This is a genomic window from Nitrospirota bacterium (assembly GCA_016212185.1).
Classification (GTDB): Bacteria; Nitrospirota; Thermodesulfovibrionia; order UBA6902; family DSMQ01; genus JACRGX01.
In genome coordinates this window covers 1-21816 of record JACRGX010000039.1, presented here as the reverse complement: position 1 = coordinate 21816, position 21816 = coordinate 1, and the positions used below count along the sequence as shown (strand labels likewise).

Sequence of the window (21816 nt, the reverse complement as noted above, 5' to 3'; positions counted from 1 at the left end):
ATATAAATATTGTTCAAATAGTTTAAATAGTTCAAATTTGAGCCATTTTGAACAATATTAAACCATCTTGAACTATCTTTATAATAATAATAGGAGGTGATTATAAGAAATGCCTGTAAAAGTAAGAATCCCCGTTCCGCTTCAAAGATTAACTCAGGGGAAAGAGGAAGTAACGAGTAGCCCGGTAGTCATGACAGTTATAGGTGTTATCAACGATTTGGAGTCTCAGTACCTCGGCATTGGCGAAAGAATCTCCGAGGCGGGAAAAATAAGAAGGTTCGTTAATGTCTATGTCAATGAAGAGGACATAAGATTTTTAAAAGCCGAAGAAACGCAGGTAAAAGACGGCGATGAGATTTCCATAGTCCCGGCAATTGCAGGGGGCGCGGAGAAGAAACAGCGTTTTTAATTGCAAAATTATCAATTAGCATTTCAAAATGCAAATTTTAAATGCTAAATTTGTCCCGACAGGTCGGGAATAAATTTACAATGAGTATTTTCCCTGTGGTTAATATGTTTACGCAGAATAAGGAGGAGAAATGAAAAAGCGGATAAAGCTGACTTTTCCGCCGCAGCTTATAAGAAGGCCTGTTATATTCACTATGGCCAAGCAGTTTGACCTTATGCCTAATATCAGGAGGGCTAAAGTCACTGAAACAATCGGTGAAATGGTGCTTGAGATTGAGGGGCTTGAGGAGAATCTGCAGAAGGGAATAGACTCCCTTCAACAGCAGGGCGTTGAAGTAGAACTCGTGGAAGGAGACATACTGGAATAACTATGCACTGCTGGAAAGGATTAATTAATTGCTACAGGGAATTCCTGCCTGTAACGGCCGGTACGCCCACTGTCACGCTTAATGAGGGAAACACGCCGTTGCTGAAAGCGTTAAATCTGGATGATATAATAGGGAGAAAGCTTAATCTGTATTTTAAATACGAAGGCGCCAATCCAACAGGCTCTTTTAAGGACAGAGGAATGACGCTGGCTATTTCAAAGGCGGTTGAGGCCGGTTCTAAAATAGTCATCTGCGCATCAACCGGGAATACCTCGGCCTCTGCATCCGCATATGCGGCTCAGGCGCAGCTCTCCTCGGTAGTCCTTATACCTGAAGGCAAAATAGCAATGGGTAAGCTTGCACAGGCAATAATACACGGCGCAATGGTGCTTCAGATTGACGGCAATTTTGATGATGCATTGAGAATGGTTAAACAGCTTGTTGAAAAACATCCGATTACGCTTGTTAATTCTCTTAATCCTTACAGGATTGAAGGACAGAAGACTGCGGCATTTGAGGTGTGCGACCAGCTCGGCAGGGCGCCTGTTTATCATGCCCTTCCTGTTGGAAACGCCGGCAACATAACGGCCTACTGGAAAGGCTATAAAGAATATCGGGCCGCCAAAAAAATCAACAGCCTTCCTAAGATGCTTGGATTTCAGGCTGCGGGCGCAGCGCCGATCGTGCTTGGGCATCCTGTTGAAAAGCCTGAGACATTTGCAACAGCTATCAGAATCGGCAATCCCGCAAGCTGGAAAGCCGCAGTGGCTGCAAGGGATGAATCCGGCGGGATAATAGACGCTGTAACCGACGATGAAATCCGTGAGGCCTATAAAATCATTCCATTAAGAGAAGGGATATTCTGCGAGCCTGCGTCCGCTGCATCACTTGCAGGCGTGATAAAGTTATCAAAAAAAGGATATTTTAAAGACGGTGATACTGTTGTCTGCACTCTGACCGGCAACGGGTTGAAGGACCCGGATAATGCCCTGAAGGTCTCAGGACAGACAGTGAAGATAAAGGCAGAGCTTTCGGCATTGGAAGATGCCTTAAAAGGCTGCTGTATATGAAATATATTATTCTTGTCGGCGATGGGATGGCAGACCGACCGTTAAAGGAATTAGGCGGCAGGACCTGTCTGCAGGCGGCGCGGACGCCTAACATGGATAAAATAGCTTCTGAAGGCATTGCCGGCAAGGTAAGGACAATCCCGCCCGGCTTTCCGCCCGGCTCTGATGTGGCAAACCTCTCAATATTCGGCTACAACCCCTTAAAATATTACAGCGGCAGAGCGCCTCTTGAAGCGGCTTCTATGGGACTGAAGCTCGGACGGGAAGATGTGGCCTACAGATGCAATTTCGTCACATTGAAATTTTTAAATTTAAAGAATGCTGACGCCACAGTGATGGATGATTACAGCGCCGGACATATTTCCACCAAAGAAGCGGCGCTCCTTATCAAAAAAATAAATTCCAAAATCGGCAGCAGTAAATTTATTTTCTACCCCGGAATAAGCTACCGTCATCTCATGGTCTGGAAAGGCGGAAGAGATAAAGCGCAGTGCACGCCGCCCCATGATATTACGGGCAGAAAAATTACAAATCATCTTTCGCGCGGAAACGGAAGCAATGTTCTCAGGGAGCTGATGCAAAAATCAAAAGATGTCCTTCTGTCACATCCGGTAAATAAAAAAAGGATAAAGGCGGGACTTAAGCCTGCAAACAGCATCTGGCTGTGGGGACAGGGCAGAAAGCCGGCAATGCCTGAATTTAGAAACAAATACGGATTAAAAGGCGCTCTTATCTCTGCCGTGGACTTAACAAAGGGGCTTGGCATTTCTGCCGGTTTTGAAATTATTAAAGTAAAAGGCGCAACAGGTTACCTTGATACCAATTATCTCGGCAAGGCAAGGGCTGCTATCAATGCGCTTAAGAAAGTGGATATTGTTTATCTCCATGTAGAGGCGCCTGATGAGGCAGGACATAACGGCGACATGAAATCCAAGATTCAGGCTATAGAGGACTTTGATTCTAAGGTTGTGGGAACGGTTTTGAAAGGATTGAAAAAATTTAAAGATTACCGCATCCTGCTTTTGCCTGACCATGCAACGCCTGTCAAAATCAGGACACATACGGATGAACCCGTGCCGTTTGTCATATATGACAGCCGGATTAAGAAAAAAAATAAAGGCGTTGCTTTTAATGAATCCATTTTAAAGAAAAAGAATATTATGACATTTGATAAAGGTTATACATTGATGGATTATTTCGTGAAATGTAAAATTTAATTACAATCTTTAACCCGCATCTGATTATCCTCGTTTCCTGTTGACAGTCAATATAAAATATGAGATATTTTATATAGTTTTAGTGTATCAATATGGCGTGTCGCTTGCAATGACCATGTTAAAACATTTAATGCGCTTGTATTAAAAAAGAGATGGATAACACACGATTTAAGTCCGGCTTGATTTTAACCCTTTTCCTCAGCGGTATTTTTCCTGCTGTGGCAACTTTAATTCTTCATTTTTTTGTCCCGCATACACCATGGACTTATATGCCGCTACATTCAATTGTGGAGGCAATAGGAAGCTTCATTGCATTATCTATGGCATTTTTACTTTTCTCACTGCAAAAAGACAGAAAAGTCGGGGATTATTATACATGGATTGCCGCCTCGTTAATTGGCATGGGCATACTGGATGGGTTCCACGCCGCAGCATTACCGGGACACGGCTTTGTGTGGCTGCACACCACTGCTCTGCTGTTTGGTGGTTTATTGTTTGTGTTTGTTTGGCTACCGAACCTTACAGTCAGATTCCAGAGGCATAATTGGATACTCTGGATGGTGGGGATTATTGCAGTAATTTTTGGAGCAGTATCAATTGCCTTCAGAGAGGCATTCCCTCATATGCTCATTGAAGGTAAATTTACCCCTTCTGCAAAAGCTTTAAATTTTGTGGCAGGAGTCTTTTTTATGACAGCAGCAATCCATCTTATTATCCGGTATCGGGTTGATAAACGTCTTGAAGATTTTTTATTTATAAATTTCTGCTTCCTTAATGCCTGGGCGGGTTTGTTATTCCAATTATCAGAACCGTGGAGTAAGAATTGGTGGCTCTGGCACTTTCTGCGTATAGCCGCATATAGCGTTATCTTTTCGTATATATTTACTATTTTCAAAGAGAGAGCAAAGGAACTGCGCAGAGTCAACAGGGCGCTTAGAGCCATCAGTGAATGTAATCAGTTAGTGATCCGTGCTACCGATGAGCCAAAACTCCTTAATGATATATGTCGTATTATTGTAGAAGTGGGGGGACTCCGTTTTTGCTGGGTAGGTTATACGGAGCATGATGAAGCAAAGACTGTAAAACCTGTTGCACAGGCAGGATATGAGGCAGGGTATCTGACGACAGCAAATATCACATGGGACAATACAGAAAGGGGGCGTGGTCCAGCCGGTACAGCCATCCGCACAGGCAACCCTTCAATTTTCAAAGACATTATAACTAATCCAGACTTTGCTCCTTGGCGGGACGATGCAATCAGACAGGGGTATGTTTCAGCTATTGGACTGCCTCTTATTGCTAATTCAACTACACTCGGTGCACTGACCATTTATGCATCAGGAAAAGATACTTTTGATTCAGAGGAAGTGAAGCTGTGGAGAGAATTAGCAGATGACCTCACTTATGGTGTCGTCACACTCCGTATAAAAACACAGCACAAACTGGCAGAAGAAGAATTAAGAAGTTACAAGGAATACCTTGAAGAGCTTGTCAGAAAGAGAACAAAAGAACTGGGGTATGCAAAACGTGAGGCAGAGGAAGCAAATAAAGCAAAGTCTGATTTTCTTGCAAATATGAGCCATGAACTCAGGACGCCTCTTAATTCTGTAATAGGTTTTTCAGAGGTTCTGCAGGATGAGTTGTACGGAGAGCTGAATAAAAAGCAGAAGGAATATATAGATGACATTCTTGTCAGTGGCAAACATCTTTTGAACCTCATTAATGACATACTGGATTTATCTAAGGTTGAAACAGGGAAGATGGAGCTTGAATTGAGTAGCTTTCCCGTGAGGGATGTCCTTAACACATCGCTGATGATGTTTAAGGAAAAGGCGATGAAACATGGCATAAATTTAAGCCTTGAGATAGAGACTGATGCAGACCTTGGAATAGAGGCAGATGAGAGGAAATTCAAGCAGATAATGTTCAATTTCCTGAGCAATGCAGTGAAGTTCACGCAGGATGGAGGCTCTGTGCATGTGCATGCACGGAGAGGGGTTAGGGGTCAGGGGTTAGCAAAGATGAACCAATCCCCAATCCCAGACGCTGATTTCATTGAAATCTCAGTCGCTGACACCGGTATAGGTATAAAGCCAGAAGACATGCCTAAACTTTTCAAGGAATTTTCACAGCTTGAATCGGCTTATACAAAAGAGCATGAAGGCACCGGGCTTGGACTTGCACTGACAAAAAAATTAGTTGAGCTTCACAGCGGGAAAATATGGGTTGAGAGCGAGTATGGAAAGGGAAGTAAATTTAGTTTTGTAATACCGAGATGGCAGGGGCAAGGAGCAAGCGGCAAATGAACAGAATATTAATTATAGATGATGATGAATCAGTAAGGAGTTCATTTACTGAAATTCTCCGTTCCCGCCAATTTAGTCCTATAACAGCTTCAAGCGGCAGAGAGGCTTTAGAGCTTTTAAAAAAAGAAGTGCCTGATGCGATTCTTCTGGACCTCAAGATGTCTGATATGGACGGTTTTGAGACGATGAAGGAAATAAAAAAGGTAGCTCCTAATGTGCCTGTTATTATAGTGACAGCATATGGTGATGTTCAAACAGCGGTGAAGGCTATTAACCTCGGGGCCTATGACTTTGTAGTTAAGCCCCCTGATTTTAATGTGCTTACAGTAACTTTAAAAAGGGCTGTTGAAAAAATAGAATTAACGAAAGCAGTTAATGAAGCTAACGGTAATTGGAGAGAAACATTAAAAAAACTGCAAGATGAAATCTCAGAACATAACCAAACAGAGGAAATGCTCAGAGAATCCGAACAGAGATTTAAAGTTATTTTTAATAATGCCGCGGACGGAATACTGTTAGCGGATATGGAAACGAAAATATTTCATTTTGCCAATCAAATGATCTGCCGGATGTTGGGTTATAGCCATGAAGAGCTTATGAATATGGGGGTTTTAGATATCCATCCCAAAGAAGACCTGCCATATGTCATAGAGCAATTCAATAAACAGGGAAGAAAAGAAATTAAATTGGCGCTGAACATTCCTGTAAAGAGAAAAGATGGGTCTATTTTTTATGCTGACATCAATGCCGTCCCTGTGACGTTTGGCAGGAAATCATATATGCTTGGTATTTTTAGAGACATCACAGAGCGCAAACAGTCTGAGGCTGAACTTCAAAAGGCCCTTGCGGCGGCAGAGGCTGCAAGCAAAATAAAATCTGAGTTTCTTGCAAATATGAGCCATGAGTTGACGACTCCTTTGAATTCTATCATAGGATTTTCGCAGGTCCTCCATGATGAATTGTACGGAAGACTGAATGAAAAACAAAAAGAGTATATATCCAACATCCTGACCAGTGGTGAGCATTTACTAAGCGTTATCAACGATGTGCTTGAATTATCAAAAGTGGTATCAGGTATCGCAGAGCTTAAAATAAGCAAATTCTTCCTGAAAGATGTTTTGAAATCATCTATGACAATGTTTTACAGAGAGGCAACAAAGCATAAAATAAAATTAAATCTTGAAATAGAGCCTGATGCTGACATAGAGATAGAGGCAGATTCAGCAAGATTGAACCAGATAATGTTTAACCTTTTAGACAATGCAGTGAAGTTCACGCCTAATGGAGGCTTGGTGCGCGTTGCTGCACGGCTGATAGAAGCCGCTAAAATAGGCAGTTATGAAGACGGGAAAATGCATAACCCTCAACTTCTTAATTTTTTCACTTCTCAACCCCCTGAGAGAAATTTCATAGAGATTTCTCTCAGGGACACAGGCGTCGGTATAAAGCCGGAGGACATGCCTAATCTCTTCAAGGAATTCACACAACTGGAGCCCCCCCTTACTAAAAAATACACAGGCACGGGTATTGGGCTGATATTAACAAAAAGACTTGTTGAGCTTCACGGCGGTATGATATGGGCTGAAAGTGAATGGGGTAAGGGAAGTGCTTTCAGATTTGTAATCCCATTCAAATACAGAGAGAAAGAGTCTTCTGAACAGATTATTGACCCTGCTACAAAACTGCTTACATGGGAACACTTCCTGACACACATTGAGAAGGTCATATCATTTCATAAAAGAAGTAACAAGAAGTTTGGATTGATGTACATTGAAACTGCCTATATATATGAGCAGGAAAAACAGCTATCCTTCGTTGGAGTACTGAAGAATATACTGCGAAAACATGAGATTCTATTACCAAGTAAGGATAGACGCTGTTATTACCTTGTTGTTTTTGATACTGAGAGGCAGGCGGTTGATAATGCTGTATTAAGGATAGCAGCAGGATTAAAAGAGACAGAATATACCCCTATTATAAAGATTGCGATTTATCCAGAAGACGGAGATGATATTAAGGTATTGTTAGAGGGATTAAAAAGTTAAACAGAATCAGTATTAACTATTAGGGAGACACTATGGCAAAAAAGATTCTTATAGTGGAAGATAACGAAAAAAATCGCAGGTTGCTGAGTGATATTTTGAGATATTACGACTATGAAATAATAGAGGCTAAGTATGGTGAGGACGGAATAAAAATGGCAAAGGCGCATAAACCTGATTTGATATTGATGGATATGCAGATGCCTGTTATGGATGGATTTACTGCAATGAGTATACTTAAAAAAGACCCTGAGACAAAGAACATAAAGATTATTGCAGTAACATCCTTTGCTATGGCAGGCGATAAAGAAAAGATTATGCAGGGAGGCGCCGATGATTATATATCAAAGCCTTTGGACACAAGGGAATTGCCGAAGAAAGTAAAAAAACTGTTGGAATAAGGAAGGTTTTATGTTTATACAAAGACCAAGAATCTTATGTGTTGACGATGAGCCTGCAAACTTAAAACTTCTTGAGGCTATTCTTGTACCGAGAGGTTATGACGTTATTATGGTGGAGAACGGCAGGGAGGCAATAGAGAAAATTAAAGAAAAGAATATAGCCATGGTGCTTTTAGATGTAATGATGCCGGAGATTGATGGTTTTGAGGTGTGTAAAATGATAAAAGAGAATGAAAGGTTCAGGAATATCCCTATTATTATGATTACAGCCTTGAGGTCCAAAGAAGACAGAGTTAAAGGGATTGCGGTAGGTGTAGAGGATTTTATATCAAAACCGTTTGACCAGGCAGAGGTTCTTGCCAGAATAAAGATGCTTCTCAAAATAAAAGACCTCAATGACAGGCTTAATTTTGCATATGCCAATGTTAACTACCTGACATGTTTGGGTGAGGAAATTATAAAGTCTTTTAACCCATTAGACTTTGATTTTATATCCTGCATTGACAGTATTATTCATCGGATTATACGACATGCAGATGAAATGATAGAAAAGCCGCAGGTAGTTATAGTCTATATTTCCAATAAAAGTTGTCACTGGTATAAGTATGAGTCCCTCTCTCAAAAATTAAACAGGACCTTGCTTGAATTTGATTTTGACTGTGGTCAATGTCTGCCTGAAAGGAGCAGTTCAAAAATAGTTTTTCATAATGAAACCAAACTTGTTAATTCAGAATTTAATTCTTTTATTGAAAAGCTTAAATCCATTAACATATCAGTTTCAAATATCGTTAGTTATATGAGTAATGAGTTTTGTATTTTTGCCCTTAATTATGGCAGAAATGTTACCGAATATGACGCATCGGTTTTAAACAGCCTTGTTATGCAGAGTTTGTTTCTAAAGTCTTTATCCACTCAGGTCAAAGAAACAGATGACGCCTTTGCATATACTGTCCAGACACTTGCCAGGGCAGCAGAAGTAAATGATGAGGATACCGGTAATCACATCGTTAGGATTGGCGAGTATTGTGCCCTGCTTGCAAAACACTTCGGCATGTCTGAAAAATTTGTGAATATAATAAAACTCCAGGCACAAATGCATGACGTAGGCAAGATTCATATCCCGCCGGAGATTTTGAGAAAGCCGGGCAAACTTATGCCTGAAGAATTTCTTAAGATGACGGACCATACAATTTACGGTGCAAAGATACTCGGAGACCATGTGAGACTTACCATGGCGAAAAATATAGCACTTTCTCATCATGAGAGATGGTTTGGAGGCGGTTATCCTTATGGCATAAGGGGTGAACAGATACCTGTTGAAGGCAGAATAGCAAGCATCGCAGACCAGTATGATGCCCTGAGAAATCAGCGGATATATAAACTTGCTTTTAACCATGAAACAACATATAGAATAATTACAGAAGGTGATGAAAGGACAATGCCCCACCATTTTGACCCGCAGGTACTTAAGGCATTCAAGGAAACAGCATCTCAATTTGAAGAGGTATATGAGAAGTTAAGGTGGTAAAAGATAAGTTTCATCCCAATGCTTTTTTTGTTTTAACTTATTTAGGCCTCATTAGATTTTATAAAATAGTTTTGTAAAATAGTTTTGTTGACCTGTTAAGCTGCAATCTCTATAATATCTAAAAGAATAAGAGACCCCGAGGAAACAAAATTTTTATACGATAATTATTAAAATGCGGTTAAACTATATCTTGAAAAAGATAAGAGAAGAAAGTGAAGATAAAAAGTAGTATGAGTGTCTGTTCAGAGAGGGGATTGTAATACTTATGCTTATTGTTCAGAAATACGGAGGCACATCGGTTGCGAATATTGACAGGATTAAGGCAGTCGCAGGGCGTGTTGTAAAGACTGCAAAAGAAGGCCACAAAGTGGCAGTGGTCGTCTCGGCAATGGCAGGCGAAACCGACAAACTGATAAACCTTGCGCATCAGACGGCATCAAGCCCCAGCGAAAGGGAAATGGACCTGCTCCTGTCTTCCGGCGAAAGAATCACCAGCGCCCTTACTGCAATGGCAATTGAGGAACTCGGACACAAAGCTATTGCGCTGACCGGCAGGCAGATGGGAATTGTAACCGACACGGTTCACACAAAGGCTAAGATAGAAAAAATTACAGCGGAAAAAGCCAAAAAGGCGCTTGATGAAGGCTATATCGTTGTTGTTGCGGGGTTTCAGGGCATAACTGAAAATGATGATGTAACCACGTTCGGAAGGGGAGGCTCGGACCTTTCGGCAGTTGCAATTGCCTCTGCGCTGAATGCCGACCTGTGTGAAATTTATACCGATGTTGACGGAGTCTATACAACAGACCCGAATATTGTTCCTGACGCAAAAAAACTTGATAAAATTTCCTTTGAAGAAATGCTTGAACTTGCAAGTTTAGGCGCTAAAGTGCTTCAGACAAGGTCTGTGGAATTTGCCATGAAATATGAAGTGCCTGTGGTTGTGAGGTCCAGCTTTAACGATAATCCCGGAACACTCGTTACCAAGGAGGATAAAGATATGGAGAAGGTAGTTGTAACAGGAATTGCTTATGATAAAAATCAGGATAAAATCACCATCATGAGCGTGCCTGACAGGCCCGGCATTGCCGCAAGGCTTTTTAAGGGAATAGCGGATAACAGCATAGTTGTTGACATGATTGTCCAGAACATAAGCAGCGATGGAAAGGCTACCGACATATCATTTACAGTGCCTAAGACTGACAGCAAAAAGGCATTTAAACTAACTAAAGATATAGCAAAGGAACTTGACGCAAAGGGCGTGAGCCTGAGGGATGACATTGCAAAAATATCTGTTGTCGGCGTCGGCATGAGGACTCATTCTGGTGTTGCGGCAGAGATGTTTGAGACCCTTGCAAAACACGGCGTCAATATAATGGCTATCAGCACCTCTGAGATAAAGGTCTCATGCCTGATTGACTTAAAATACACCGAGCTTGCGGTAAGGGTTCTGCATGAGGCCTTCGGGCTGGGGAAGAAATAAAGAGGGATTTTCAATAAGCAATGTGCTAAATTAAATACCGGATTATGAAACATATTGAAATATATGACACGACTTTGAGGGACGGGGCGCAGTCCGAGGACATCTCGTTCTCTGTTGAGGATAAATTAAGGATTGCTGGAAAGCTTGATGAACTCGGGGTTCATTATATTGAGGGCGGTTTTCCCGGCGCCAATCCGAGGGATGCGGAATTTTTCAGCAAGGTTCATAAATTAAAGCTCAGGGCGTCAAAGCTCGTCGCCTTCGGCTCCACGCATCATGCAGCGAACAGGGTGCAGAAGGACCAGAATATAAAATCACTGCTGAATGCCGGGACTCCGATTGTTACCATATTCGGCAAGACATGGGACTTTCATGTTAAAGAGGCTTTGAGGATTTCCCTGTCCCAGAATCTTGACTTAATCCACAATTCAGTCGCATATCTCAAAAAAAGAATACCGAAGGTATTTTTTGACGCAGAGCATTTTTTTGACGGCTACAAGGCAAATCCTGAATATGCCATTAAGGTTCTAAGAGCTGCTCGGGATGCAGGGGCAGACTGCCTTGTGCTCTGTGATACAAACGGCGGCGCACTCACCCATGAAGTTGAAAGAATTATCTCAAATCTTAAATCTCATCCCGATTTATTCGGGACAAATCTTAAGTTTGGCATTCATGCCCATAACGATGCCGACTGTGCGGTTGCCAATTCAATTGCCGCTGTTGAGCTTGGGGCTTCTCAGGTTCAGGGAACGATTAATGGTTTGGGTGAAAGGTGTGGAAATGCAAACCTTGTATCTGTTATCCCAAACTTAAAGTTAAAACTTAAGTATGATGTCATAACCAACAGCCAATTAAAGAAATTAAAGGAAGTTTCACGTTTTGTAACAGAGATAGCAAATATCAGGCATTTCAAGCGTCAGCCGTTTGTCGGGGACAGCGCCTTTGCCCACAAGGGCGGGGTTCATGTCAGCGCTGTTCTTCGGCACCCTGAGACATATGAACATGTACGGCCTGAACTTGTCGGTAATTATGAAAGGGTCCTTGTTTCAGACCTCGGCGGCAGGAGCAATATAATTAAAAAAATCAAGGAATTCAATCTAAAGGTTGACCCTGATTCCCCCAAAGTGGCACAGATAGTCAAGGAAATGAAAGAGCTTGAAAGCCAGGGTTTTCAGTTTGAAGGGGCCGAGGCTTCGCTTGAGCTTTTAATAAAAAAGACATTCGGACTTCACAGGAAATTTTTTGTCCTTGCCGGCTTCAGGCTTATTGTGGAGAAAAGAAAAGAGGGCGAAGATCCCTTGAGTGAAGCTACTATAATGCTGAAGGCGGGAGGGAAATTAGAGCATACTGCAGCCACCGGCAACGGACCTGTCAATGCGCTTGATAATGCGCTCAGAAAGGCGCTTGAGAAATTTTATCCGCAGCTTAAGCAGGTCAGGCTTATTGATTACAAGGTCAGGGTCTTAACAGCAGGCGCCGGCACAACGGCAAAAGTCAGGGTTCTTATTGAGTCCGGTGATGACAAGCACAAATGGGGCACAGTCGGCGTATCGGAAAATATCATTGAAGCCTCTTATCAGGCGCTTGTGGACAGCATTGAATATAAACTTCTGAGAGGATGACAAACATAAATAGTTGGTATTTTTTATTTATGTCATTCCGCACTTGATGCGGAATCCAGAGCCTCTGTGGACAATATCTGGATTCCTGCTTTCGCAGGAATGACACTACATTAATTTCATGATTGAAGAAACCGGCATTGTCATTTATACAGACGGCATGATGGCTAAGGTCAGCATTCAGAAAAAAGGGACCTGCGAGGGTTGTGCTGTGCGCGGTGTATGCGAGCCGTCTGAGTCAGGCATGGAAATAGAGGCGCTGAATCCTGTGCATGCAGCTGCCGGTCAGACAGTTAAGATTTCAATGAAACCGCAGGCATATCTCAGGGGGTCAATAATTGTTTATGGAATACCTTTAGCTGCCTTTATCGCAGGCGCTATTTTAGGGAAAAACATAGGCGAAGCATATCTTAATGTAATAAATTCTGACGCCTCGGCTGCAATTTTTGGTTTTATTTCTTTGCTCATAACTTTTATAATTATAAGATTCTGGAGCGTCAGGACAGAAACAAAACCGGAGTATAAGCCGGAGATAACGGCAGTGATCAGTGAACAGTAAAATAAAACCTAAATTGAGCGATTTTTTTAATGAAGACATAGAGCATTTTAATAAAATGTAATCACCTAACAAGTGTCATTCCCGCTTGTCGGGAATCCTTCTTACTGCAGGGAAAGATTCCGGGCAAGCCGGAATGACAAAAAAAGAATCGCCCAATATTAAGTACTAATAAACATACGGAGGGAGTTAATGGTAAATTTTGACATTGAGAAAATCAGGAATGTTGCAGTCATTGCTCACGCAGGTGCAGGCAAAACATCTTTAGTGGAGGCGGCGCTTTTTGATGCAAAGGCAACTGACAGGATAGGAACTATTGAGGACGGCACAACAATTACTGATTATGAGCCGGAGGAAATTCACAGGAAAATCACAATTTCATCAGCCACCGCATTCTGCGACTGGAAGGGTCACAGGATTAATATGATTGATACGCCTGGTTATATAAATTTTCTGGAAGACACAAAGTCGTGCCTCAGCGCTGTTGACGGCGCCGTGGTTATTGTAAGCGCGTTGTCCGGCGTTAAGGCTGAGACCGAAAAAATTTGGCAGTACGCCTGTAAATATGAGGTGCCGCGGCTGGTATTTATCAATAAAATGGACCGGGAAAACGCTAATTTCAGCATGGCATTAGGCGAGCTTGAAAAATCCTTCGGCTCTGCGCCGATTCCTCTGAATATCCCGATCGGTTCAGCAGAAGGGTTTGAAGGGGTTATTGACCTGATTGAAATGAAGGCTGTCAGGTTTCAAAACGGACAATCTTCAGTTTCTGACATCCCGGCTGAATTAAAAGACGAGGCAGAGGAGTACCGTAAAAAGCTTGTGGAAAAAATCGTTGAGTCCAACGATGCCATGCTTGAAAAATATCTTGAAGGCGCAGTGTTGTCAACAGATGAGATAATTAAAGGAATACGGGAAAGCTCCATAACAAGGCAGTTCATCCCTGTGGTCTGCGGCTCCGCAACAAAAAATATCGGCGTGCATAAACTCCTTGATATGATTCCGCTCTGCCTTCCTTCGCCTGCGGAAAAGGCAAATATTACCCCGATAAAAGGCAAAAACGCTAAAAACAGCGATGGGGTTATGAGAAAGCCTCTGGATACTGAGCCGTTTTCAGCGCAGGTTTTTAAGACCATTGCAGACCCTTTTGCCGGCAAACTTACTTTGTTCAGGGTTTTCTCAGGGGTGCTTAAGGCAGACTCAACTGTTTATAATTCAACGCGCGAAAGCAAGGAAAGGGTAGGGCACTTATTTTACCTGTCAGGCAAAAAACAGGTGCCTGCACAGAAAGTCGGACCCGGAGAAATTGCCGCAGTTGCCAAACTCAAGGACACTTTGACCGGCGATACCCTGAGCGATCCTGATAAGCCGGTGCTGTTTGAGCCGATAAAGTTTTCAGACCCGATGATTTCCTATGCAATTGCCCCCAAAAGCAGGGGTGACGAAGATAAAGTCGGCACAGGACTCCACAGGATGCTTGAGGAAGACCCGACGCTTAAATTTTTCCGCGACCCTGAAACAAAGGAAATGATCCTTTCAGGCATGGGGCAGATGCATCTTGAGATTACCCTTGAAAGATTAAAGAGGAAATTCGGCGTTGAAGTTTTGATGAAAACTCCCAAAATTCCCTACAAGGAAACTATCAAAGTATCTGCAAAGGCGCAGGGGAGATATAAAAAGCAGTCCGGTGGAAGGGGGCAGTACGGAGACTGCTGGATTGGGATAGAGCCTTTGCCTAAGGGTTCGGGGTTTGAATTTGTGGATAAAATAGTCGGGGGTGTAATTCCAAGGCAGTATATTCCGGCTGTTGAAAAGGGCATTATTGAAGCCATGCACGAAGGCATACTGGCGGGATTTCAGGTAGTGGACCTCAGGGCCACAGTCTATGACGGCTCATATCACACTGTTGATTCCTCTGAAATGGCATTTAAAATTGCCGGTTCAATGGCAATAAAAAAAGCCGCCCAGAGCGCAAGGCCGGTTCTTCTGGAGCCTATTCTTAAGGCTGAGATTATTACTCCTGACGAAGGACTCGGCGGTGTAATAGGGGATCTTAACGGCAGGCGTGGAAAGGTTCAGGGCGTTGAGCCTCAGGCAGGCGGCAACCAAAGAATTTCAGCGCTGGTCCCGATGGCGGAGATGCTGACATATGCAAACCAGCTTAATTCCCTGACCAGCGGCCGCGGCCTGTACACGGTAGAGTTTTCCCATTATGAAGAAGTCCCGTCCCACCTTACGCAGAAGATTATTGCCGAAAGGGCGGAGACCAAAAAAGAATAAGGGGGAATAATTTGACAGAGATAATTTCAACAATAGCATTGGCGCTGATATCGGTTATTATGATAGTGTTCTGGATACCTGCAATTCTGCAAATCAGGAAGACGGCAAAGGCGGTTGAGGATTTTCTTAAGACCACGCAGGAAAATCTGAATCCTCTTCTTTCAGAGATTAGAGAGGGCGCAGAACATATAAACAAGACTGTAGAGAGAATTGAGGAATCTGTAAAAAATGTGCAGCGTCTTACGTCAGCAGTAGGAGAGACGGGCGCAATGGTTGACGAGGTAAATAATTTAATCAAGCGCACCGGCTTATCCGTTACCGTTAAAACCGCAAGTCTTGGCATAGGCATAAAAACCGCCCTCGGTGTTTTAGCCAAAGGGCTTATTAAAAAACGTGATGCATAAAACCGTAACGGGTAATGCGTAACAGGCCGGTCGCCTGATTACACATTTACTTAAGAAAAGGAGGCAGGGGAAATGAGTGAAGAGAGAAGCTGTACGACAGGCAATGTGCTTTTAGCCTTTGTGCTTGGAGGTGTTGTCGGAGCAGGCGTTGCACTGCTTATGGCTCCGCAATCAGGCAGGGAAACGCGGCAGAAGATTAAAGACCTGGCCTCAGACGCCAAAGAAAAAGCAGCGGATTATGCAACTCATATAAAAGAGAAGGTTTCATCTGCCGTTGAACACGGCAAAGGATTTGTTGAGGAAAAGAAGTCCTTGATTGCCACTGCTATCGAAGCAGGCAAGGAGGCTTACGAAAAGGAAAAGGAAAAGCACGCGAAGTAGGTGTCAGTGATTAGTGTAGGTGTCTGTGAGTAATAACGGCAAACTGCGGACTAATGACTTTCTTTTAAAGTCTGTTTTGTGTTAAACAGGCTTTTTAAAAAGGAGGCGGGGTTATGCTTGTTGAATTCAGCATAGTGCCGGTAGGCTCAGGCAGCAGTATAGGCGGTCGGCTTGCAAAGGTATTAAAAATAGTTGACGAATGAGCGGAGACTGGGGAAAACATTAAAGAAATAATCCGGGAGATTTTTATTAATAATTTCATTGCATTTAAAGCGGAGTTGCAGCAATGAGCAAGGATGGTATTTTTTTTGCCGGTCTTGATGCCGGCTCAGTAAGCGTAAAATTAGTTGTTCTGGATGCCGAAGCTAAAATATTCCACACCGTTTATGAACGTCATAAAGGTCATCCCCTCACAGTTGCTCTCCAAGTATTAAAAAATTTTTTAGGCAACAACGGAAATGCTTCATCTCCTTCAATATCCATAACCGGTTCAGCAGGTAAACTCCTAGCTGATATCCTCGGCGTTAAACATATTAATGAAATAGTTGCTCAGTCATTATCTGTCAAGCAATTTCTTCCTTCAGTAAAGACAATATTTGAAATGGGGGGCGAGGACTCCAAACTTATAATACTGAACGACATGGGGATAGAAGATTTTTCAATAAATTCAGTCTGCGCCGCAGGGACGGGTTCTTTTCTTGAGCAACAGGCCGAGAGATTAAGATTGAGCCTCGAGGAATTTAGCGATCTTGCAGCAAAATCAAAATCTCCGCCGAGAATAGCCGGCAGGTGCAGCGTCTTTGCAAAGTCTGACATGATACATCTCCAGCAGATTGCCACACCGGTGGAGGACATTGTTGCAGGTCTGTGTTTTGCTGTAGTGCGGAATTTCAAGGGTTCTATAGTCAAAGGAAGAAAGGTCTTCCCTCAGGTATCGTTTCAAGGCGGTGTGGCTGCTAATTCAGGGATAGTCAGAGCATTTAGGGAAATATTTAATATTGATGAGATTATCATTCCCCAATATTTCGCTTTTATGGGCGCAATCGGAGCGGCATTAAAAGACATCAAAAGCAACACAAGAAATGCTTTTGACATAAAGAATCTTGAAGATCAAATAAATTCAATAAGGATATCGGGTAACGGCAGGGCTCCCTTGATTATTAAAGGAGATGATTTTTTTAGGAGACATTTACAAAATGCTGATTACGGAATTAAATCTGGAATCCAAAATTTAAAATCCGAAACCATTAATGCATATCTCGGCATAGACATCGGTTCAATCAGCACGAATTTAGCTGTTATAAATGAACAGGGAGGACTTCTTTCTAAAAGATACCTTATGACCGCCGGAAGGCCGATTGATGCAGTTATGCAGGGATTGAGAGAGGTCGGGGAAGAAATTGGAGATAAAGTGGAAATTCTGGGAGTTGGCACGACAGGCTCGGGGAGATATATGATTGCAGATTTTGTCGGTGCGGATGTTGTAAAGAACGAAATTACTGCACAGGCACGAGCAGCCATTTTTATTGACAAGGACGTGGATACTGTTTTTGAAATCGGGGGGCAGGATTCCAAATATATTTCTATAGAAAACGGCGTTGTGGTTGACTTTGAAATGAATAAGGCATGTGCCGCCGGCACAGGTTCATTTCTTGAAGAGCAGGCGGAAAAGCTTAATATATCCATTAAAGAGGAATTTACGAACAGTGCATTTTCATCACAACATCCGTGCAACCTCGGTGAAAGATGTACCGTCTTTATGGAAAATTCCCTTCTGGCGAATCTTCAGCAGGGTGTTAAGAAAGACGACTTGCTTGCAGGCTTGGCATATTCAATTGTAGAAAACTATATAAACAGGGTGGTCTCCGGCAAAAAAATAGGCAAAAACATATTTTTTCAGGGAGGTACGGCGTTCAATAAATCGGTGGTTGCAGCATTTGAAAAATTTACCGGGCAAAGGATTACTGTTCCGCCGAATCATGACGTCACCGGCGCAATAGGTATGGCGCTTATTGTAAGAGATGACATCAATTCAAAGACATCTTATAAAACATCTTTTAAAGGATTTGGGCTGTCAAACCGTTCTTATTCTACGTCATCATTTAAATGTAAGGGCTGTTCAAATGTTTGTGATATAAATAAAGTCAGTGTGGAAAGTGAAAAAGGGCTTTTATTTTACGGCGGCAGATGTGAGAAATATGATATAAGAAAGAAAGGGAAGGCAAGCATAGAAGATCTTTTTGCATTCAGGGAAGAATTGCTCTGGAAGGAATATACAAAGAAATCGGAATCAAATTCTGAAAATACTAAAAAAATCGGAATCCCTTATATATTTTTTTTTCAGGACTACCTGCCTTTCTGGACGGCGCTTCTTTATGAACTTGGTTTTGATATTACTATTTCCCCGAAGACAAACAGGCAGATTGTAAACCTCGGCGCAGAAACGGTTCTTTCAGAGACCTGCTTTCCAGTCAAAGTGGCTCATGGTCATATAAAGTATCTTATGGAAAATGATGTCGTAAATATTCTCTTGCCGTCTTTCGTGAGCCTGAAAGACAATAACAGATATTTTGATAAAGAGTCTCCGTGTCCGTACACGCAGACAATCCCATATTTAGCGAAAGCCGCATTCAGCGATGTAAATATATTGAGTCCCATAATTGATTTTAGACGCGGCGATGATTTTATTGTCCGTGAGATTAAGAAAGGTTTAAAACAATTTAACTTGTCTTCCGGAAAGGTTAAAAAAGCCTTGAACAAGGCAAAGGAAAAACAAAGTGAATTCCAAAGAGAGATTCAGGAAAAAGGGAGAAGCATACTCTCGTCTTTAAGAGAGAGAACCATTGTTATTATAGGAAGGGCATATAATTCTTTTGACAGCGGAGTAAACCTGCAGATCCCGCAGAAGCTTGCATCCCTTAATGTTCTGGCTATTCCAATGGATTTTCTACCCCTTGACTCGATGGATATATCAGATAGATGGCCCCAGATGTATTGGAAAAGCGGCAAGCGGATTATCCAGTCCGCAAGAATTGTGAGAGACAATCCGATGCTGTATCCTATTTATATCAGTAATTTCAACTGCGGGCCCGATTCATTTATTTTTGAATATTTCAAGGAGGAGATTGGCAAAAAACCGTTTCTCTTTTTGGAGATAGACGAGCACAGCGCCGATGCAGGCGCGATCACCAGGTGTGAGGCGTTTTTAGACAGCATCGGCGGCCGTCAGTCAAAAAAACAGTCAATAGTCAATAGTAATTTATCATTGAATACATCTCTCGGTGCGCCGTTAATTTCTTCTCATGTCGCGCGTTATACATCAAGCGTTACGCTTCGCAGAGCGAGAACTATCTATATTCCCATGATGTCCGATCATGCCTATGGATTGGCCGCCGCATTTGAGCACTCGGGCATATCTGCCGAAGTATTGCCGGCGCCTGACAGAGAGACTGCGGAAATTGGAAGGAGGCATATCTCCGGGAAACAATGTTATCCTTGCGTGCTGACCATAGGCGAGATGTTGAAAAAGGCATATTCAAGTGGTTCAACTTCAGACAGATTAAGTTTTTTCATGCCTGGCGGCACCGGACCCTGCAGGTTCGGACAGTACAATATATTCCAAAGGTTAGTACTGGAACGTCTCGGTCTTGATAACGTGCAGGTTTATTCCCCGGTTCAGGACAGGACTTTTTACAAGGACCTTGGAATAACCGGAGAGGATTTTGTCAAAAGGGCATGGGAGGGTATCGTATGCATAGAACTGCTTACGAAATGTCTTCATGAGACAAGACCCTATGAGAAGGAAAAGGGAATAAGCGATTATATCTATGATAAGAACCTGAAAAGATTATACAATGCATTGAGAACCAGAAACGGCAATGTAGAAGTGATGCTTAATGATATGAGGAAAGATTTTGATTCTATTCCGCGATTACACGGGAAAAAACCGCTCATAGGCATAATCGGCGAGATATTCGTAAGGTCCAATAAGTTCACTAATGAAAGTCTAATTGACAAAATAGAGGCCCTTGGCGGAGAAGTATGGCTATCTCCGCCGGAAGAATGGATCTATTACGTCAATTATATCGGGTTAAAACACGCAGTGATAAAAAATGATTTCCCGTCAATTGTAAGATTATTTTTAAAGAATCGTTTCCAAAATAAAACAGAGCACAGATACGGCGGCATATTCAAAGATTGTCTGAAGACTAATCGCGAGCCTTCAACAAGGCAGATTCTAAAAAAAGCCAACCCGTACATTCATGATTCATTTGAAGGAGAAACGATTTTAAGCATAGGCAAGGCTATTGACTTGATTGAGAAGGGAGCATCGGGAATCGTAAATGCGATGCCTTTCGGCTGCATGCCGGGGACAATTGTGACCGCTCTTCTAAGAGCAATTAGTAAAGATTATAATATTCCGTCCATAAGTGTACCTTACGACGGGACAGAATCAATAACTACCGCAATTCAGCTTGAGGCGTTCATGCATCAGACAAAGGAATACAGCAAGATAAATTCTGAATCTTGAATAATGATTAAATATTTGATTGGTTGTCATCCCCTGACACTACTGGAGTTGCAAATAGAGTTTTTCAGGTATCTATGCCTTTGTCTTGCATCTTGCATCCCGAATTTTGTATTATGTATCATTCTGTATTAAATTTTCAATACCCCATAGTCTTTGCTTTGGGGTATCCTTATACTTCCCTCCCCCTTGACGGGGGAGGGTGAGGGTGGGGGTGATTAAGATGCTTTTTTCACCCTCCCCTTCATCCCCTCCCGTCAAGAGAGGGGAGACTTTAGGATACCCCGCCGTCTCTGCGGCGGGGAGGTTCATTAAAAAAGGAGGCGATGTAATGGGCAGCGTTGTAAAGTGGCGGAAGAAAAAGATGAGCAAACATAAACATAAAAAACTCCTCAAAAAGACTAAGCACCAGAGGAATAAATAATCATCATAGATATAGACGGAAACCTAATAAAATGTGTGAGGCGGTCAATCTTCAGAGGTGATTCAGCCGCTCATTAGAGAGCCATAAAAGCATAAATTTTTAATGCTTGACATCTCAAAAGGCAATGTCTTATACTTTTTGAGTTTTATATAACTAATCAAGGGGGAAGGTATAATTATGAAGAGGTTGTTTAATTATAGGACAAAATTATTACTTCTTACTGCAGGTATTTTTACTTTGGCAATTGCAGGGTTTTTGCTGATAAGCTGCGGCGCAGGCCCGCAGACTAAGGTGACCCTGCCGAATGCAGGTGCTTATGCCATTAATTTCAGCCCGGTGCTGCAGGATGATTTTGGGCCTGATGGTGCAGACGCTGGAACAGATCATGATCCGGGCGCTGATGGGTCTCTTGATTATGCTAAACGATATTATATAAGCCTTGCTAACAGTGTATCCAGTATGGTTAACAGAGAATTTACAATAGAAGCATGGGTGAAGAAGATTCCAATGATTGACCCATCAACAGGAGCCCCTATATCTCTGTCAGGCAGTATCTTTACGCGCTTTGGTTGTCAGACCGGCGCCGGTATTACTTTAGGTTTAATAGGTGATGTCCCAAGTTTTCAGATTAGCAATGATACTAATAGTGCCCCAGACTGTCTAACCGCGGATGGGGGCACAGCCGCCGGTTTGGTAAACACCGGAGCTGCGGTTGCTGACAATATATGGACGCATATTGCAGGCGTGTTTGTTAATGAAATTCATACCCATGCTGCCTGCACTGATGCCAGCGGAGGCGAG

At 42.5% G+C, this 21816-nt stretch carries 17 protein-coding genes; all 17 read left to right on the top strand.

What is annotated here, in order from left to right; translation table 11 throughout:
- Positions 1-109: 109 nt before the first annotated feature.
- Positions 110-409 (top strand): MoaD/ThiS family protein, encoded by a 300-nt coding sequence (locus tag HZA10_04480; protein ID MBI5195559.1) that lies wholly within the window; start codon positions 110-112, stop codon positions 407-409.
- A gap of 130 nt (positions 410-539) precedes the next feature.
- The gene (locus tag HZA10_04475; protein ID MBI5195558.1) at positions 540-776 is read left to right on the top strand and encodes an NIL domain-containing protein; all 237 of its coding nucleotides are present in this window, start codon (positions 540-542) and stop codon (positions 774-776) included.
- A gap of 2 nt (positions 777-778) precedes the next feature.
- A complete protein-coding gene (locus HZA10_04470) occupies positions 779-1846 on the top strand; it encodes a threonine synthase (GenBank protein ID MBI5195557.1) in 1068 nt (355 codons plus the stop codon).
- Positions 1843-3063 (top strand): cofactor-independent phosphoglycerate mutase, encoded by a 1221-nt coding sequence (locus tag HZA10_04465; protein MBI5195556.1) that lies wholly within the window; start codon positions 1843-1845, stop codon positions 3061-3063. Before HZA10_04470 ends, HZA10_04465 begins: the two co-directional genes overlap by 4 nt.
- Before the next feature lie 269 nt (positions 3064-3332).
- The gene (locus HZA10_04460) at positions 3333-5369 is read left to right on the top strand and encodes a GAF domain-containing protein (protein MBI5195555.1); all 2037 of its coding nucleotides are present in this window, start codon (positions 3333-3335) and stop codon (positions 5367-5369) included.
- The gene (locus HZA10_04455; GenBank protein MBI5195554.1) at positions 5366-7414 is read left to right on the top strand and encodes a response regulator; all 2049 of its coding nucleotides are present in this window, start codon (positions 5366-5368) and stop codon (positions 7412-7414) included. Before HZA10_04460 ends, HZA10_04455 begins: the two co-directional genes overlap by 4 nt.
- A gap of 32 nt (positions 7415-7446) precedes the next feature.
- The gene (locus HZA10_04450; protein MBI5195553.1) at positions 7447-7812 is read left to right on the top strand and encodes a response regulator; all 366 of its coding nucleotides are present in this window, start codon (positions 7447-7449) and stop codon (positions 7810-7812) included.
- A 10-nt stretch (positions 7813-7822) separates the two neighbouring features.
- Positions 7823-9340, top strand: a complete 1518-nt coding sequence (locus HZA10_04445) for a response regulator (GenBank protein MBI5195552.1) — start codon at positions 7823-7825, stop codon at positions 9338-9340.
- Between the two features lie 265 nt (positions 9341-9605).
- The gene (locus HZA10_04440; GenBank protein ID MBI5195551.1) at positions 9606-10823 is read left to right on the top strand and encodes an aspartate kinase; all 1218 of its coding nucleotides are present in this window, start codon (positions 9606-9608) and stop codon (positions 10821-10823) included.
- A 44-nt stretch (positions 10824-10867) separates the two neighbouring features.
- Positions 10868-12445: a citramalate synthase gene (locus tag HZA10_04435; protein MBI5195550.1), complete on the top strand. Its 1578-nt coding sequence runs from the start codon at positions 10868-10870 to the stop codon at positions 12443-12445.
- A gap of 118 nt (positions 12446-12563) precedes the next feature.
- The gene (locus tag HZA10_04430; GenBank protein ID MBI5195549.1) at positions 12564-13001 is read left to right on the top strand and encodes a SoxR reducing system RseC family protein; all 438 of its coding nucleotides are present in this window, start codon (positions 12564-12566) and stop codon (positions 12999-13001) included.
- A 189-nt stretch (positions 13002-13190) separates the two neighbouring features.
- On the top strand, positions 13191-15278 hold the full coding sequence (fusA, locus tag HZA10_04425; protein MBI5195548.1) for an elongation factor G: 2088 nt from the start codon (positions 13191-13193) through the stop codon (positions 15276-15278).
- An 11-nt stretch (positions 15279-15289) separates the two neighbouring features.
- On the top strand, positions 15290-15682 hold the full coding sequence (locus tag HZA10_04420) for a DUF948 domain-containing protein (GenBank protein ID MBI5195547.1): 393 nt from the start codon (positions 15290-15292) through the stop codon (positions 15680-15682).
- A 72-nt stretch (positions 15683-15754) separates the two neighbouring features.
- A complete protein-coding gene (locus HZA10_04415) occupies positions 15755-16063 on the top strand; it encodes a YtxH domain-containing protein (GenBank protein ID MBI5195546.1) in 309 nt (102 codons plus the stop codon).
- Between the two features lie 286 nt (positions 16064-16349).
- Entirely contained in the window at positions 16350-20594 is a 4245-nt protein-coding gene (locus tag HZA10_04410) for a CoA protein activase (protein ID MBI5195545.1), read from the top strand.
- A 328-nt stretch (positions 20595-20922) separates the two neighbouring features.
- Positions 20923-21015 carry an AURKAIP1/COX24 domain-containing protein gene (locus HZA10_04405; protein ID MBI5195544.1) on the top strand — a complete coding sequence of 31 codons (93 nt, stop codon included), beginning with the start codon at positions 20923-20925 and terminating at the stop codon, positions 21013-21015.
- Positions 21016-21192: 177 nt separating this feature from the next.
- The coding region (locus HZA10_04400) for a hypothetical protein (GenBank protein ID MBI5195543.1) at positions 21193-21816 on the top strand (624 nt) is incomplete at its 3' end.

Excerpts from the sequence above, each read along its gene's own strand:
- HZA10_04480 (MBI5195559.1), top strand. The coding sequence starts at position 110 with ATGCCTGTAAAAGTAAGAATCCCCGTTCCGCTTCAAAGATTAACTCAG.
- HZA10_04475 (MBI5195558.1), top strand. The coding sequence starts at position 540 with ATGAAAAAGCGGATAAAGCTGACTTTTCCGCCGCAGCTTATAAGAAGG.
- HZA10_04470 (MBI5195557.1), top strand. The coding sequence starts at position 779 with ATGCACTGCTGGAAAGGATTAATTAATTGCTACAGGGAATTCCTGCCT.
- HZA10_04465 (MBI5195556.1), top strand. The coding sequence starts at position 1,843 with ATGAAATATATTATTCTTGTCGGCGATGGGATGGCAGACCGACCGTTA.
- HZA10_04460 (MBI5195555.1), top strand. The coding sequence starts at position 3,333 with ATGCCGCTACATTCAATTGTGGAGGCAATAGGAAGCTTCATTGCATTA.
- HZA10_04455 (MBI5195554.1), top strand. The coding sequence starts at position 5,366 with ATGAACAGAATATTAATTATAGATGATGATGAATCAGTAAGGAGTTCA.
- HZA10_04450 (MBI5195553.1), top strand. The coding sequence starts at position 7,447 with ATGGCAAAAAAGATTCTTATAGTGGAAGATAACGAAAAAAATCGCAGG.
- HZA10_04445 (MBI5195552.1), top strand. The coding sequence starts at position 7,823 with ATGTTTATACAAAGACCAAGAATCTTATGTGTTGACGATGAGCCTGCA.
- HZA10_04440 (MBI5195551.1), top strand. The coding sequence starts at position 9,606 with ATGCTTATTGTTCAGAAATACGGAGGCACATCGGTTGCGAATATTGAC.
- HZA10_04435 (MBI5195550.1), top strand. The coding sequence starts at position 10,868 with ATGAAACATATTGAAATATATGACACGACTTTGAGGGACGGGGCGCAG.
- HZA10_04430 (MBI5195549.1), top strand. The coding sequence starts at position 12,564 with ATGATTGAAGAAACCGGCATTGTCATTTATACAGACGGCATGATGGCT.
- fusA (MBI5195548.1), top strand. The coding sequence starts at position 13,191 with ATGGTAAATTTTGACATTGAGAAAATCAGGAATGTTGCAGTCATTGCT.
- HZA10_04415 (MBI5195546.1), top strand. The coding sequence starts at position 15,755 with ATGAGTGAAGAGAGAAGCTGTACGACAGGCAATGTGCTTTTAGCCTTT.
- HZA10_04410 (MBI5195545.1), top strand. The coding sequence starts at position 16,350 with ATGAGCAAGGATGGTATTTTTTTTGCCGGTCTTGATGCCGGCTCAGTA.
- HZA10_04405 (MBI5195544.1), top strand. The coding sequence starts at position 20,923 with ATGGGCAGCGTTGTAAAGTGGCGGAAGAAAAAGATGAGCAAACATAAA.